The organism is Streptomyces sp. NBC_01267, from assembly GCF_036241575.1.
In the GTDB taxonomy this organism is placed as follows: Bacteria; Actinomycetota; Actinomycetes; order Streptomycetales; family Streptomycetaceae; genus Streptomyces.
On record NZ_CP108455.1, the window covers coordinates 5,851,296 to 5,865,552 of the forward strand.

Here is a 14,257-nt window from a genome sequence, read left to right on the forward strand (position 1 = left end):
TCAGAACGCCATCCGGGCCAGCGCCTCCGGCGCCTCGGCCACCGTGTCGACGAGCGCGATACGGGACTCCATCGCACGGCCCTTCGCCAGCGCCTGGAGCAGTGGCCAGGCGGGCAGTTCCCCGGTCCAGTGGGCCCGGTCCACCAGGACCATCGGGGCGGGTTCGCCGTGCGAGCCGTAGTAGTTGGACGTCGCGTTGTCGAAGATCTCCTGGACCGTGCCCGCCGCACCGGGCAGGAAGATCACACCCGCGGTGGAGCGGGCCAGCAGGCCGTCCTCGCGGGTGGCGTTGGCGAAGTACTTGGCGATGTGGCCGGCGAAGGCGTTCGGCGGCTCGTGCCCGTAGAACCAGGTGGGGATCCCTACGGAGTCCCCGCCGTCCGACCAGCGGGCGCGGACCTCGAACGCGGCGCGCGCCCAGTCGGAGACGGACGGGGCGAACGACGGTGTCTTGCCCAGGAGTTCGAGGGCCTCGTCCAGCATCCCGTCCCGGTACGGCGACGCGTACGCGCCGAGGTTGGCCGCCTCCATGGCGCCGGGTCCGCCGCCGGTGGCCACGGTCAGACCGGTGCGGGCGAGCGTACGTCCCAGCCGCGCCGCCCCCGCGTACTCCTCGGTGCCACGGGCCATCGCGTGACCGCCCATGACGCCCACCACCCGGGCGCTCTCGAGGTGCTCGTCGAGGGCGTCCGAGATCGCGTCGTCATGGATGGAGCGGAGCATCGAGGCGAGTATGTCGCCGTTGTTCCTGGTCCGTTGGAACCATGCGTAGGCCAGGGCGTCGGGGGTGGCTTCGTAGCCGCTGCCCCGCAGACCTTCGAAGAGCTCGTCGGCGCGGTAGAGGAGTCCGCGGTACGGGGCGAAGGGCAGACCGGGGACGGGCGGGAAGACGAGCGCGCCCGCCGCGCCCACCGCGGCCTCGGCCTCGGGGAGCATCGGGCAGCCGAGGAAGACGGCCCCCGAGGTGTCGGCCGACCGCAGGATGTCCGTACGGTCCGTCAGGTCGACGGCCTGGACGCGGTAACCGCCGAGCGAGCCACGGGCGACGACCCGGTCGAACTGGTCGAGGGTCGCGATCTCGCGGTCACGCTCAGGTGTGGTCGGCATCCGGTCATCGTAAGGGGATGGCAGGTTCACGCCGACAGGGGTGCCGCCGCCAGTGCCGCGACCGCCCAGGTCACCGTGGCGAACACCACGAACAGGGCCGCCGCACGCAGCGCCGCGGCCGAGCGCAGTACACCGGCCGGAACGCATCCGCGCACCAGGGCGGCCGTCGTCTCCGCCCGGTCCTGACGCGCTTCCACGGCCGAGGTCAGGAGCGTGGCCGTGGTGCAGGCCACCACCAGGGTGGCGCCCAGCGCGGTCAACGGGCCGAAGAGCGGCGGGCCTTCGCCGTGCACGGAAGCGGCGGCGACGACGCCCGAGACCACCGCGCAGAGCGCACCGAGCGGGCGGCCGATCCGCCCGGCCTCGTACTGGAGCACACGGCCCGCGAGCAGACGCACCGCACCCGGGCGCACGGACTGGAGGATCCGGCCGCACAGATGGGTCAGGGCCGGGCCCGCCAGGGCCAGCCCCAGCGCCGTCAGGGTCCAGCCGGCGAGCATCCCCGCGGGGCTGCCGTCGAAGCGACCGGGGACGGGCAGCGGCGCACCGGCCGGACGGCGGCTGGTGTACACCTCGACCGCCAGACCGGCGGCCACCAGCGCCACCCCCCAGGGCAGGCCGGTCGGCGCGGCCTCCGGGTCCGCCCCGGCGCGCTCCGGTCCGTCCTGGCCCGAGCGTGCCCGCGCCGGTCTGCGCGGGCGCAGCGTCCAGGCGCTGCCGACCGCCGCCGCGACCGGTGTGACGGCCAGCAGGGTGAGCGCCGCGGCCACCGGGAGCGCGGAACCCGCCCCGAGCAGCCGTGCGGCGGCGCCGGTGAAGGGCAGACCGGTGACGTCGCCCCGCAGGACGAGGAAGAACAGCAGGGCCACCACGCTGCCCAGCAGGCAGGAGAGCGCCGTGGACACCGCGGAGAGCGCGGAGAGCCCGGCCGGCCCCAGTCCGGCGGCTGTCATCGGGGAGCCGGGCCGGGTGCTCGGATCGGTACGGGCCACCGCGACCGCGAAGTACACCGCCGCGGCCAGCGGGACCAGGCACCAGAGCAGCCGCGGTCCCGATCCGGCCGCCGCGCCGGGATGTCCCGTCGCCCGGCCGAGCGCGGAGAGCAGGAGGAACCCCACACCGGCCGATGCCGCCGCGACCGTCAGCCGCCGCAGCAGGACCACGGGCCGTGCGCCGCGGGCTAGACGGAGAGCGAGCACGCGGCGCGGCCTTCCGTCGTCAGGGAGCCGGTATCGGCGGCGGAGGTGACGAGGCGCCCGTCCCGGAGCCGCACGGTCCGGTCGGCGTGCTCGGCCACTTCGGGGTCATGGGTGGCGAGGACGACGGTGATGCCGTGCGAGCGGGCCGCCGCGACGAGCGTGCGCAGCACCTGGCCGCAGTCCGCCTGGTGCAGCGACGCGGTGGGCTCGTCGGCGAAGAGGACCGAAGGAGCGGAGATCAGCGAGCGGGCGATGACGACCCGCTGCCGCTGGGCCTGCAGCAGGGCGGGCGGGCGCTTGCGCGCGTACGCGCCGATGTCGAGCCGCTCCAGCCATTCGGCGGCGGCGCGCTTGGCCACCCGGTGCGGCGCGCCGTTCAGCAGCAGCGGGAGAGCCACGTTCTCCCAGGCCGTCAGTTCGGGCACGAGCCGGGGTTCGGGGTCGATCCAGCTGAACCGTTCGAGGCGCAGCCGCTCACGGGCCGCCTGGCCCAGGGTGTGGACGGGGCCGCTGTTGAACCACACCTCGCCCTCCTGCGGGACGAGTTGACCCGAGAGGCAGCGCAGCAGGGTCGTCTTCCCGCTGCCGCGCGGGCCGAGTACGGAGAGGATCTCCCCGTCGTGGACGCCGAGCGAGACATTGGTGAGTGCGGGCGAGCCGCTGTGGGAGAAGTGGGCGGAGCGCGTCCAGAGCACGTCGTTGTCGGGCGGGGCAGCCATCGCGAACACACCTCGGTTCTGATCCTGGCCCCCCGCACGGGGGAACGAAAGCGGAGCCGATCGGTCACTGGGCACCGTAAGGACTCCGGACCGGGGTGCGCGGACAGCACGCGGCCCGGCCGTACCCGTATCCACTCGGACGGGTGCAGCCGGGCCGGTTGTCAGCGGGCCGTGCGGAAGGTCAGAGCTTGGCCCAGGCGTCGGTGAGGACCACGCGCAGGATGGACTCGATCTCGTCGAACGTCGACTGGTCGGCGATCAGCGGCGGCGCCAGCTGGACGACCGGGTCGCCGCGGTCGTCGGCCCTGCAGTACAGGCCGTTCTCGAAGAGGCCCTTGGAGACCGCGTTGTAGAGGATGCGCTCGGTCTCCTCCTCGTTGAAGGTCTCCTTGGTGGCCTTGTCCTTGACCAGCTCGATGCCGTAGAAGAAGCCGTTGCCGCGGACGTCGCCGACGATCGGCAGGTCGTGCAGCTTCTGCAGCGTGGAGAGGAAGGCGCCCTCGTTGTCGAGGACGTGCTGGTTGAGGTTCTCGCGCTCGAAGATGTCGAGGTTGGCGAGACCGACGGCCGCGGAGACCGGGTGGCCGCCGAAGGTGTACCCGTGCAGGAAGGTGTTGCCGTCCCGGTAGAACGGCTCCGCCAGCCGGTCGGAGACGATGCACGCGCCTATCGGCGAGTACCCCGACGTCATGCCCTTGGCGCAGGTGATCATGTCGGGGATGTAGTCGAACTTGTCGCAGGCGAACATCGTGCCGAGACGGCCGAAGGCGCAGATGACCTCGTCCGACACGAGCAGCACGTTGTACTTGTCGCAGATCTCGCGCACCCGCTGGAAGTAACCGGGCGGGGGCGGGAAGCAGCCGCCCGCGTTCTGCACCGGCTCCAGGAAGACGGCCGCGACGGTCTCCGGGCCCTCGAAGAGGATCTCCTGCTCGATCTGGTCGGCGGCCCAGCGGCCGAAGGCCACCGGGTCGTCGCCGTGGATCGGGGCGCGGTAGATGTTGGTGTTGGGAACCTTGTGCGCGCCGGGGACGAGCGGCTCGAACGGGGCCTTCAGGGCAGGCAGTCCGGTGATGGACAGGGCGCCCGCCGGGGTGCCGTGGTAGGCCACCGCACGGGAGATGACCTTGTACTTCGTGTGGTTGCCGGTGAGCTTGTGGTACTGCTTCGCCAACTTCCAGGCGGTCTCGACCGCTTCGCCGCCGCCCGTGGTGAAGAAGACCTTGTTGAGGTCGCCGGGCGCGTGGTGCGCGAGGCGCTCGGCGAGTTCCACGGCCTTCGGGTGGGCGTACGACCAGATCGGGAAGAAGGCCAGTTCCTGGGCCTGCTTGTACGCGGTCTCGGCCAGCTCGTGGCGGCCGTGGCCCGCGTTGACCACGAACAGGCCCGCGAGCCCGTCGAGGTAGCGCTTGCCCTTGTCGTCGTAGATGTAGGTGCCCTCGCCACGCACGATGGTGGGAACGGGCGCGTTCTCGTACGACGACATGTCCGTGAAGTGCATCCACAGGTGGTCGTACGCGGTCTGGCTGAGGTCCTTGCTCATGACTATCGGGTGCCCCACTGGTAGGTCTGCTTCTTCAGCTTGAGGTAGACGAAACTTTCGGTCGCACGCACGCCGGGAAGCGCGCGGATCCGCTTGTTGATCAGTTCGAGCAGGTGGTCGTCGTCCTCGCAGACGACCTCCACCATGAGGTCGAAGGAGCCCGCGGTCATCACCACGTAGTCGACCTCGTTCATTGCGGCCAGCGCGTCCGCGACGGGGTCGAGGTCGCCCTCGACCCGCATGCCGACCATGGCCTGCCGCCGGAAACCCACGGTGAGCGGGTCGGTGACGGCGACGATCTGCATGACCCCCTGGTCCTGGAGCTTCTGCACCCGCTGGCGCACGGCCGCCTCGGAGAGGCCGACGGCCTTGCCGATCGCCGCGTACGGCCGCCGGCCGTCCTGCTGGAGCTGTTCGATGATTGCCAGGGAGACGGCGTCGATCGGGGGAGTGCCGTTCCCGTTCCTGGGGTCTGCGCTGCGACTGGCCACGCCCACACTCTGCATGAGGTCTCGCCCGTCCCGCAAGCCCGATGCGATGAAATTCGTTGCGGAAGGGCGTTTTGGGAACTGAATCCGAAGTTCATGGTGGTCAGCTATGTCGAAAGCGACACCTCTGCGATTAGGGTGGGTGTCTCACCCATCGGACATCTGACAGGAGGGGTGGCTGTGACCACCGAGCTTCGCCGGCTGCGTAACTACATCAACGGAGAATTCCGGGACGCCGCTGACGGCCGGACCATCGATGTGGTCAATCCGGCCACCGGCGAGACGTACGCGACCTCCCCGCTCTCCGGGCAGGCGGACGTCGACGCCGCCATGGAGGCGGCTGCCGCGGCCTTCCCCGCCTGGCGCGACACCACGCCCGGTGAGCGCCAGCGCGTACTTCTGAAGATCGCCGACGCCTTCGAGGAGCGGGCCGAGGACCTGATCGCCGCGGAGAGCGAGAACACCGGGAAGCCCCTCGGGCTGACCCGCACCGAGGAAATCCCGCCGATGGTGGACCAGATCCGCTTCTTCGCGGGAGCCGCACGGCTCCTCGAAGGCCGCTCCGCCGGTGAGTACATGGAGGGCCTGACCTCCATCGTGCGGCGCGAGCCGGTCGGTGTCTGCGCGCAGGTCGCGCCGTGGAACTACCCGATGATGATGGCGGTCTGGAAGTTCGCCCCGGCCCTGGCCGCGGGGAACACCGTCGTACTGAAGCCCTCCGACACCACCCCCGCTTCGACGCTCCTGATGGCCGAGATCATCGGGGCCGTCGCACCCAAGGGCGTGTTCAACGTCGTCTGCGGCGACCGGGACACCGGCCGCGCGATGGTGGAGCACAAGGTGCCCGCGATGGCCTCCATCACCGGTTCGGTACGGGCGGGTATGCAGGTCGCCGAGTCCGCGGCCAAGGACGTCAAGCGCGTTCACCTGGAGCTGGGCGGCAAGGCGCCGGTCGTCGTCTTCGAGGACGCCGACATCGCCAAGGCCGTCGAGGACATCTCCGTCGCCGGATACTTCAACGCCGGTCAGGACTGCACGGCCGCCACCCGGGTGCTCGTGCACGAGTCGATCCACGACGAGTTCGTGACGGCACTGGCCAAGGCCGCGTCCGACACGAAGACCGGTCAGCCGGACGACGAGGACGTGCTGTACGGCCCGCTCAACAACGCCAACCAGCTGGCGCAGGTCAGCGGGTTCATCGACCGGCTGCCCGCGCACGCCAAGGTCGAGGCGGGCGGCAAGCGCGTCGGCGAGAAGGGCTTCTTCTACGCCCCCACGGTGGTGTCCGGGCTGAAGCAGGACGACGAGATCATCCAGCACGAGGTCTTCGGACCGGTGATCACGGTCCAGCCCTTCCGCGACGAGGAGCAGGCCCTCGCCTACGCCAACGACGTGGAGTACGCGCTGGCTTCCTCGGTGTGGACCAAGGACCACGCACGGGCCATGCGGATGTCCAAGAACCTGGACTTCGGCTGCGTGTGGATCAACACCCACATCCCGCTCGTCGCCGAGATGCCGCACGGCGGATTCAAGAAGTCCGGTTACGGCAAGGACCTGTCGGCGTACGGCTTCGAGGACTACACGCGCATCAAGCACGTGATGACGTCCCTGGACAGCTGATACGGCGGAGTGTCGCCCGACGGGGCGGGCAGTGGACACCTTGTCCATTGCCCGCCCCACCTGCATGAGGAGAGGCTGTCCGGCATGGCAGATCTTGGTGTTTCCCGGCGTACGGTCCTCCGTGGTTCCGGCGCGCTCGCCGCGCTGGCCGCGCTCACCGGATGCGGGGTGCCCGCGGCGTACGTGAAGCCGGGACAGCGGGCCGGGCAGGACAGTTCGGCGCAGGACAGGAGCCTGGTCTTCGCCAACTGGCCCCTGTACATCGACACCGCGGACGACAACCCGTCGAAACGGCCCACGCTCGACGCCTTCGAGAAGCGGACCGGGATCTCGGTGAAGTACACCGAGGAGATCAACGACAACGACGAGTTCTTCGGGAAGATCAGCCCGGCGCTGATGAACCACCAGCAGACCGGGCGGGACCTGATCGTCATCAGTGACTGGATGGCGGCCCGGTTCGTACGGCTGGGCTGGGTCCAGGAGATGGACCGGGCCAAGCAGCCGAACGTCGCCAAGTACCTGGACCCGCAGCTCCTCTCGCCCGCCTTCGACAAGGGACGCCTGCACAGCGTGCCGTGGCAGTCCGGGATCACCGGCATCGCGTACAACCGCAAGAAGGTCGGCCGCGAGATCAAGCACATGAGCGACCTCTGGGCGCCCGACCTGCGCGGCAAGGTCACGCTGCTCTCCGGGCTCGACGAGGCGTTCGCGCTGCTCATGCAGGGGAACGGCGCCGACATCACCCGGTGGACCGCGCACGACTTCCACACCATGTGCGACCAGGTCGAGAAGCTCGTACGGAAGAAGCAGATCCGCCGCTTCACCGGCAACGACTACATCAAGGACCTGTCCACCGGCGATGTGCTCGCCTGCCAGGCGTACTCCGGCGACGTGATCCAGCTCCAGGCGGACAGCCCGGACATCGAGTTCGTGGTGCCCGAGGAGGGCGGCGAGCTGTGGGCGGAGTCGATGATGATCCCCAACCTCGCCCGCCACAAGGCCAATGCGGAGAAGCTGATCGACTACTACTACGAGCCCGCGGTCGCGGCGGAGCTGGCGGCATGGGTGAACTACGTGTGCCCCGTCCCGGCGGCGCGCGAGGTGCTGGCCTCGTCGAAGGACAAGGACCTGGCCGACCTGGCCGAGGACCCGCTGATCTTCCCCGACGACACGATGCGCAAGCGTCTCGCCATAGCCCGGGACATCACGTCGGCGGAGCGGGTCGAGTTCACCAAGCGGTGGAACAAGATCGTGGGGCTGTGAGCGGCCTGCGGCTGCCGGTCAGGCCGCGCGGACCGCGCACAGTGCGTCGACGCGGTTCGTGGTGATCGAGTCGACGCCGGCGCCGATCAGCCGCCGCATCGCGCGTTTGGTGTCCGGGGTCCAGGCCGAGACCAGCAGCCCGTCCCGGTGCACCCGCTCGCACAGCTGCGGACTCAGCAGCCCGAAACGGTAGTTGAGCCAGCGCGGCTTCACCGCGTCGAGCAGCACCGGACGCGGCGGGGCGAGCGTCGTCCAGGTCATGGCGATCTCGGCGCCGGGATCGGCCTCCCGCACACGGAGCATGGTGGTGGGCCCCGCGCAGTAGTACACGCGCTCGCCCGCGCCGCACTCCCGCACGACGGCGACGACCTCGCGGACCGCGGCCGGTGTGGCATCCGGCAGATCGATCATGACGCGATGGCCGCCGGCCGCCAGGAGCGCCTCGCGGAGCGTGGGGACGCCACCGTCCGTGAGCCCCCGCAGTTCGTCCGCCGACACCCGGGAGAGCGGTCGGTCGTGGCGCCACAGCCGCTCCAGTGTCGCGTCGTGCAGCAGCACGGCCTCGCCGTCGCGGGTCAGCCGGACATCGATCTCCACCGCGTCCGCGCCCCGCTCCACCGCGGAGCGGACGGAGGGCAGGGTGTTCTCACGGAAGAGATAGGGATCGCCGCGGTGGCCGACGGCAGTGACGGTGCGCATGGAGTCATCCTCGCCGACCCCTCCCGCCGAGGGCTACCGCGCCAGCCAGTTCGCGGTGTACGTGTCGATCTCCGTGGTCAGCCGGGCCTTGCCCGCGTCGTCGAGGAAGGACGCGTCGACGGCGTTCTTCGCGAGGGCCGCGATGCCCGCTTCGTCGAGGTCCAGCAGCCGGGCGGCGACCAGGTACTCGTTGTTGAGATCGGTGCCGAACATCGGCGGATCGTCGCTGTTGATCGTCACCAGGACGCCCGCGTCCACCATCTCCCTGACCGGGTGCTCGTCGAGCGAACGGACGGCCCGGGTCGCGATGTTGGAGGTCGGGCACACCTCCAGCGCGATGCGCTGCTCGGCGAGGTGGGCCAGCAGCTTCGGGTCCTGCGTCGCGCTGGTGCCGTGGCCGATGCGCTCCGCGCCCAGGTGGTTGATCGCGTCCCAGATGGTCTCGGGGCCCGTCGTCTCACCGGCGTGCGGCACCGAGTGCAGGCCCGCCGCGCGCGCCCGGTCGAAGAAGGGCTTGAACTGCGGGCGCTCCACCCCGATCTCGGGGCCGCCGAGCCCGAAGGAGACCAGCCCCTCGGGGCGCAGATCCACCGCGAGCCGCGCGGTCTCCGCGGCGGATTCGAGCCCCGCCTCACCCGGGATGTCGAAGCACCAGCGCAGTACGGTGCCCAGCTCCGACTCGGCCGACTTCCTGGCGTCCTCGATCGCCTCCATGAAGGCGGCCTCGGGGATGCCGCGCCGGGTGGAGGAGTACGGGGTGACCGTCAGCTCCGCGTACCGGATGTTCTGGCGGGCCATGTCGCGCGCGATCTCGTAGGTCAGCAGCCGCACGTCCTCCGGCGTACGGATCAGGTCCACCACGGAGAGGTACACCTGGATGAAGTGCCCGAAGTCGGTGAACGTGAAGTAGTCGGCGAGCGCCTCGGGATCGGTGGGCACTATGGAGTCCGGGTGGTGCGCCGCGAGTTCGGCGACGATGCGCGGCGTCGCGGAACCCACGTGGTGCACGTGCAGTTCGGCCTTGGGGAGCCCCGCGACGAAGGGGTGCAGGTCGGTCATCGGGGGTCCTCCGGGGTGCGGTCGGGGGTGTGGTCGGTGCTGCCGGTCGGAGAACATCGTAGGCACGCTCTCCCGGCGGGTGGTCCGGGGTGCGGGCCCCGGGACCTGTCCGGCATGCAGGCCTTAGCATGACGAGCCGAGGATGGGGGAGGCCCATGTCAGACCACGTACCGCACCCTTCGGGGGATCCCGAACCGCCGAAGGACCCATGGGCTCCGCCCGGGAACAGCGAGAACAAGGTGCCGCTGGACAAGCCGCAGCCGCAGACACCGCCGCAGCCGCAGAGTCCGGTGCACGATCAGCAGACGGTCACGGCCGTGCCGGAGGCTCCCTCCGGCGCCGTTCCGGGACAGCCGGGTCCCGCGCAGCCGGGTGACCCGCAGCCCGGTTCGGTACCTCCCGGCTATCCGCAGCCCGGGTTCGCGCCGCCCGGGTTCGCGCAGCCGGGCTTCGCACCGCCCGGATTCCCGCCGCCCGGCTCCGTACCGCCCCCGCCGATCGGGCCGAACGGTCCCGGGCAGGCTCCCGGGGCGTACGGCTACCCGTCCTACCCGGGGGCGGGCCAGCAGCCCGGCCCCGCTCCCTACGGTGGCTACCCCGGATACCCGGGGTACGGCAGCCAGGGCGGCTGGGGAACCGTCCAGCGTGGTCCGGAGAACGGCTTCGGGACCGCCGCGCTGGTGCTCGGCATCATCAGCGTGGTCTTCTTCTGCGGCTGGGGTCTGGGCATCATCCTGGGCGGACTCGCCCTGATATTCGGGATCCTGGGCCGTAAGCGGGCCAACCGCGGCGAGGCGAACAACGGCGGCATGGCGCTCGCCGGGATCATCCTGGGCTCGGTCGGGATCCTGTTCAGCGCTGCCTTTCTCAGCCTGATGATCTGGACCATCGCGAACAGCGACGACTCCGGTTCGTACGACTACGGGGACGATTCCTCGTACTCCAGCGCGCTGGCCACCGACGCCGGACGGTAACCGGACCGGCCGCGTGCGGCGGTCCGTCAGCCGGTCGCCGTACGCAGCCGGTCCCTGGCGTCCATCAGCGCGAACCCCAGCAGATTGAGCCCGCGCCAGCGGGCCGGCTGCTGGGCCCGCTCGTCGTCCGCGGCCAGCCCGATGCCCCATATCCGGTCCATCGGGCTGGCCTCGACGAGCACGCGGTCCCCGGTCGCCAGCAGGAACTCACGCAGCGCCGCGTCCGCGCCGAACTTGTGCACGCTGCCCTCGACCACGATTCCGTAGCGCTCGCGCTGCCATATCTCCTCGTCGAAGCCGCGCACCAGCCGCCCGGCCTTCTTCGCCAGTGCGGGATTCGCCGCCGCCAGCACCGCGCGCTCCGCGTCCGCGTCGCCGAAGAGCCGTGCCTTGGCCGCCATCATCCAGTGCTCGGCCGTCGCGTACCGCACGCCGTCGACCTCGAACGGTGACGGCCACCACTGACTGAGACAACTCGTCCCGATACGGCCGTCCGGCCTCGGCGTATGCCCCCAGAAGGCCAGGAACTTGATCCGCTCGCCCGCGTCGATCCGGGCGGCGAGTGCGTCGGTCCTCTCCATGCACGGGAGTCTGGCAGCCGCCACTGACACTCCGTCGTGGATTTCCTGGCCGACGCGACACATGGTCGACCGATTCCGTCGCGTAACCAAAAGGAAACAACGGAATCACTTGTTGCATATCTGTTGCTCTGCCAGGATCGGCAGTCAATTCGAGCGTGAGCTACGGAGAGCACGATGGTCAACAGCTTCCAGGTGCAGGACCGCTTCGCGGCGGGCGCACAGTACATCGACGGGCAGCTGCGGCCCGGTTCCTCAGGGAAGACCCAGGACGTGGTCGACCCGGCGACCGGCAAGGTGGTGTTCAGCTACGAGACGGCCGGTGCCGCCGATGTCGACGCCGCCGTGGCGGCGGCCCGCGCGGCCTTCCCCGGCTGGTCCGCGGCGACCCCGGGCGAGCGCTCCGACGCGCTGCACCGCTTCGCGGCGGTACTCGCCGAGCGGGCCGAGGAGTTCGCGTACGCCGAATCCCTCCAGTGCGGCAAACCGATCAAGCTGAGCCGTGAGTTCGACGTCCCCGGCACGGTCGACAACGCCTCCTTCTTCGCGGGCGCCGCCCGTCACCTCCAGGGCCAGTCCGCGGGTGAGTACAGCGGGGACCACACCTCGTACGTACGGCGCGAGCCGATCGGCGTGGTCGGCTCCATCGCCCCCTGGAACTACCCGCTCCAGATGGCCGCCTGGAAGGTCCTGCCCGCCATCGCCGCGGGCAACACCATCGTGCTGAAGCCCGCCGAGATCACCCCGCTCACCTCGCTGATGTTCGCGCAGGCCGCGACCGAGGCGGGCATCCCGGACGGCGTCGTCAACATCGTCAACGGCCTCGGGAAGGAGGCGGGCGAGCACCTCGTCGGCCACCCCGACGTGGTCATGACCTCGTTCACCGGGTCGACGGCCGTCGGCAAGCGCGTCGCCGAGATCGCCACCGACACCGTCAAGCGGATCCACCTCGAACTGGGCGGCAAGGCCCCCTTCCTGGTCTTCGACGACGCCGACCTGGAGGCCGCCGTGCACGGCGCGGTCGCCGGCTCGCTCATCAACACCGGCCAGGACTGCACGGCCGCCACCCGCGCGTACGTCCAGCGCCCGCTCTACGACGCCTTCGTGGAGGGCGTCGCCGCGCTGATGAGCACCCTCAGGCTCGGCGACCCCTTCGACGAGTCGACCGACCTCGGTCCGCTGGTCAGCCATGCCCAGCGCGACCGGGTCGCCGCGTTCGTCGAGCGCGCGCGTGGCTACGCACGGGTGGTGACCGGTGGTGCGGCGCCCGACGGCGACGGCGCCTACTATCTCCCCACGCTGATCGCCGACGCCGCCCAGGACAGCGAGATCGTCCAGGCCGAGATCTTCGGCCCGGTCCTCGTCGTGCTGCCCTTCGACTCCGACGACGAGGGCATCGCGCTCGCCAACGACACCCCGTACGGTCTGGCCTCCTCCGCCTGGACCCGCGACGTCTTCCGCGCGAACCGCGCGACCCGGGAGATCCAGGCCGGCTGTGTCTGGGTCAACGACCACATCCCGATCATCAGCGAGATGCCGCACGGCGGTTACAAGGCCAGCGGCTTCGGCAAGGACATGTCCGTGTACTCGTTCGAGGAGTACACACAGGTCAAGCACGTCATGTACGACAACACCGCGGTGGCCCGCAAGGACTGGCACCGCACGATCTTCGGGGACCGATAAAGAAAGGGCACACCGCCCATGGAGCAGTACGAGCCAGACCGTCTCTCCCCGGCCCAGCTGGCCGCCGCCCACCGCACGCTGACCAGCGGCAGAGGGGCCTTCGGCCGCCGTGCGCTGCTGCGTACGGCGGGCCTCGGCGCGCTGACGGCCGGCGGCCTCGCCACCCTGACCGGCTGCGGTATCCCGGCAGCCAAACGGGACGGCGGGGCCCCGGTCTCCGACGACCACTCGGCCAAGGAGAAGGAGATCAACTTCTCCAACTGGACCGAGTACATGGACGTCACCGACGACGGGAAGCACCGGCCCACGCTGGAGGCGTTCACCCGCCGCACCGGGATCAAGGTCAAGTACACCGAGGACATCAACGACAACGTCGAGTTCTTCGGCAAGATCAAGCCGCAGCTCGCGGCCGGCCAGGACACCGGCCGGGACCTGATCATCCTGACCGACTGGCTGGCCGCCCGGCTGATCCGGTTCGGCTGGGTGGAACGGCTGGACTCGTCACTGCTCCCGCACGCGTACGCCAACCTCTCCGCCCAGTTCCGCAGCCCCGACTGGGACCCGGGCCGCGCCTACTCGTACCCCTGGGCCGGAATCCCCACCGTCATCGCGTACAACAGCAAGGCGACCGGCGGCCGGAAGGTCGACTCGGTCACCCAGCTGCTCGACGACCCGAAGCTCAAGGGCCGGGTCAGTTTCCTCTCCGAGATGCGGGACTCCGTCGGGATGACCCTGCTCGACATGGGCAAGGACCCGGCGAAGGTCACCGACGCCGACTACGACGCCGCGATCGGCCGCCTCCAGAAGGGCGTCGACCGCAACCAGATACGCCGCTTCACCGGGAACGACTACATCAGCGACCTGGACAAGGGCGACATCGCCGCCTGCGTGGCCTGGGGCGGCGACATCACCCAGCTCCAGCACGACAACCCGCACGTCAAGTACGTGATCCCGGCCGCCGGTTACATGACGTCCACGGACAACATGATGATCCCGGTCAAGGCCAGGCACACGGCCAACGCCGAGCGGCTCATCGACTACTACTACGAGCCCGCGGTCGCCGCGAAGCTCACCGCGTACACGAACTACGTCTGCCCCGTCGACGGCGTGCGCGAGGAACTGACGAAGATCGACCCCGCCATGGCGGCCAACGAGCTGATCCTCCCGGACAAGGCGATGGCCGCGAGGTCGCACTCCTTCCGCTCGCTCTCCAGCAAGGAAGAGACGGCGTACGAAGAGAAGTTCGCCAAGCTCATCGGCACCTGACCTCCCCCTTTCTCTGCTTCCTTCTGCTCCTCCTCCCTTACGAACCTGGGACCGTACCC

Annotated in this window: 13 protein-coding genes; 5 read left to right on the forward strand and 8 right to left on the reverse strand. The window is 70.2% G+C overall.

Features of this window, described 5'->3' with window-relative positions; genetic code table 11:
• The 5 genes from OG709_RS26830 to OG709_RS26850 all read right to left on the reverse strand — a co-directional run bounded on the left by OG709_RS26830 (position 1) and on the right by OG709_RS26850 (position 5,074).
• Positions 1-1,107 carry an LOG family protein gene (locus OG709_RS26830; RefSeq protein WP_329167864.1) on the reverse strand — a complete coding sequence of 369 codons (1,107 nt, stop codon included), beginning with the start codon at positions 1,105-1,107 and terminating at the stop codon, positions 1-3.
• A gap of 26 nt (positions 1,108-1,133) precedes the next feature.
• On the reverse strand, positions 1,134-2,306 hold the full coding sequence (locus OG709_RS26835; RefSeq protein WP_326693904.1) for a hypothetical protein: 1,173 nt from the start codon (positions 2,304-2,306) through the stop codon (positions 1,134-1,136).
• Complete coding sequence (locus OG709_RS26840) at positions 2,288-3,025, reverse strand: ABC transporter ATP-binding protein (RefSeq protein WP_250297501.1); 738 nt, start codon at positions 3,023-3,025, stop codon at positions 2,288-2,290. Before OG709_RS26840 ends, OG709_RS26835 begins: the two co-directional genes overlap by 19 nt.
• Positions 3,026-3,206: 181 nt before the next feature.
• A complete protein-coding gene (locus OG709_RS26845; protein ID WP_250297499.1) occupies positions 3,207-4,568 on the reverse strand; it encodes an aspartate aminotransferase family protein in 1,362 nt (453 codons plus the stop codon).
• A gap of 2 nt (positions 4,569-4,570) precedes the next feature.
• Entirely contained in the window at positions 4,571-5,074 is a 504-nt protein-coding gene (locus OG709_RS26850; protein ID WP_250297497.1) for an Lrp/AsnC family transcriptional regulator, read from the reverse strand.
• Positions 5,075-5,236: 162 nt separating this feature from the next.
• Between OG709_RS26850 and OG709_RS26855 the strand changes: the two genes are divergently transcribed.
• Together OG709_RS26855 and OG709_RS26860 are read left to right on the forward strand one after the other, a co-directional pair.
• Positions 5,237-6,676: a gamma-aminobutyraldehyde dehydrogenase gene (locus OG709_RS26855; RefSeq protein ID WP_250297495.1), complete on the forward strand. Its 1,440-nt coding sequence runs from the start codon at positions 5,237-5,239 to the stop codon at positions 6,674-6,676.
• A gap of 84 nt (positions 6,677-6,760) precedes the next feature.
• Positions 6,761-7,939, forward strand: a complete 1,179-nt coding sequence (locus OG709_RS26860; RefSeq protein ID WP_250297493.1) for a polyamine ABC transporter substrate-binding protein — start codon at positions 6,761-6,763, stop codon at positions 7,937-7,939.
• Between the two features lie 18 nt (positions 7,940-7,957).
• Here OG709_RS26860 and OG709_RS26865 read toward each other — a convergent pair whose 3' ends face one another.
• Positions 7,958-8,638, reverse strand: coding sequence for a glycerophosphodiester phosphodiesterase (locus tag OG709_RS26865; protein WP_250297492.1), 681 nt, complete (start codon positions 8,636-8,638; stop codon positions 7,958-7,960).
• Between the two features lie 33 nt (positions 8,639-8,671).
• Positions 8,672-9,697, reverse strand: a complete 1,026-nt coding sequence (locus OG709_RS26870) for an adenosine deaminase (RefSeq protein WP_250297490.1) — start codon at positions 9,695-9,697, stop codon at positions 8,672-8,674.
• A gap of 155 nt (positions 9,698-9,852) precedes the next feature.
• On the opposite strand from OG709_RS26870, the gene OG709_RS26875 reads away from it, so the two are divergent.
• Complete coding sequence (locus OG709_RS26875; protein WP_329167871.1) at positions 9,853-10,671, forward strand: DUF4190 domain-containing protein; 819 nt, start codon at positions 9,853-9,855, stop codon at positions 10,669-10,671.
• Between the two features lie 26 nt (positions 10,672-10,697).
• Here the strand turns inward: OG709_RS26875 and OG709_RS26880 are convergent, their stop codons facing one another.
• Positions 10,698-11,252 carry an NADAR family protein gene (locus OG709_RS26880; protein WP_250297488.1) on the reverse strand — a complete coding sequence of 185 codons (555 nt, stop codon included), beginning with the start codon at positions 11,250-11,252 and terminating at the stop codon, positions 10,698-10,700.
• Between the two features lie 174 nt (positions 11,253-11,426).
• Here OG709_RS26880 and OG709_RS26885 point away from each other — a divergent pair, with 174 nt between their 5' ends.
• A complete protein-coding gene (locus OG709_RS26885; protein ID WP_250297487.1) occupies positions 11,427-12,932 on the forward strand; it encodes a gamma-aminobutyraldehyde dehydrogenase in 1,506 nt (501 codons plus the stop codon).
• An 18-nt stretch (positions 12,933-12,950) separates the two neighbouring features.
• Positions 12,951-14,198, forward strand: coding sequence for a polyamine ABC transporter substrate-binding protein (locus tag OG709_RS26890; RefSeq protein ID WP_250297485.1), 1,248 nt, complete (start codon positions 12,951-12,953; stop codon positions 14,196-14,198).
• Positions 14,199-14,257 lie beyond the last annotated feature (59 nt).

Coding starts and splice junctions, on each gene's coding strand:
- OG709_RS26880 (WP_250297488.1), bottom strand. CDS start 11,252: ATGGAGAGGACCGACGCACTCGCCGCCCGGATCGACGCGGGCGAGCGG.
- OG709_RS26865 (WP_250297492.1), bottom strand. CDS start 8,638: ATGCGCACCGTCACTGCCGTCGGCCACCGCGGCGATCCCTATCTCTTC.
- OG709_RS26850 (WP_250297497.1), bottom strand. CDS start 5,074: ATGCAGAGTGTGGGCGTGGCCAGTCGCAGCGCAGACCCCAGGAACGGG.
- OG709_RS26830 (WP_329167864.1), bottom strand. CDS start 1,107: ATGCCGACCACACCTGAGCGTGACCGCGAGATCGCGACCCTCGACCAG.
- OG709_RS26840 (WP_250297501.1), bottom strand. CDS start 3,025: ATGGCTGCCCCGCCCGACAACGACGTGCTCTGGACGCGCTCCGCCCAC.
- OG709_RS26860 (WP_250297493.1), top strand. CDS start 6,761: ATGGCAGATCTTGGTGTTTCCCGGCGTACGGTCCTCCGTGGTTCCGGC.
- OG709_RS26870 (WP_250297490.1), bottom strand. CDS start 9,697: ATGACCGACCTGCACCCCTTCGTCGCGGGGCTCCCCAAGGCCGAACTG.
- OG709_RS26890 (WP_250297485.1), top strand. CDS start 12,951: ATGGAGCAGTACGAGCCAGACCGTCTCTCCCCGGCCCAGCTGGCCGCC.
- OG709_RS26845 (WP_250297499.1), bottom strand. CDS start 4,568: ATGAGCAAGGACCTCAGCCAGACCGCGTACGACCACCTGTGGATGCAC.
- OG709_RS26875 (WP_329167871.1), top strand. CDS start 9,853: ATGTCAGACCACGTACCGCACCCTTCGGGGGATCCCGAACCGCCGAAG.
- OG709_RS26885 (WP_250297487.1), top strand. CDS start 11,427: ATGGTCAACAGCTTCCAGGTGCAGGACCGCTTCGCGGCGGGCGCACAG.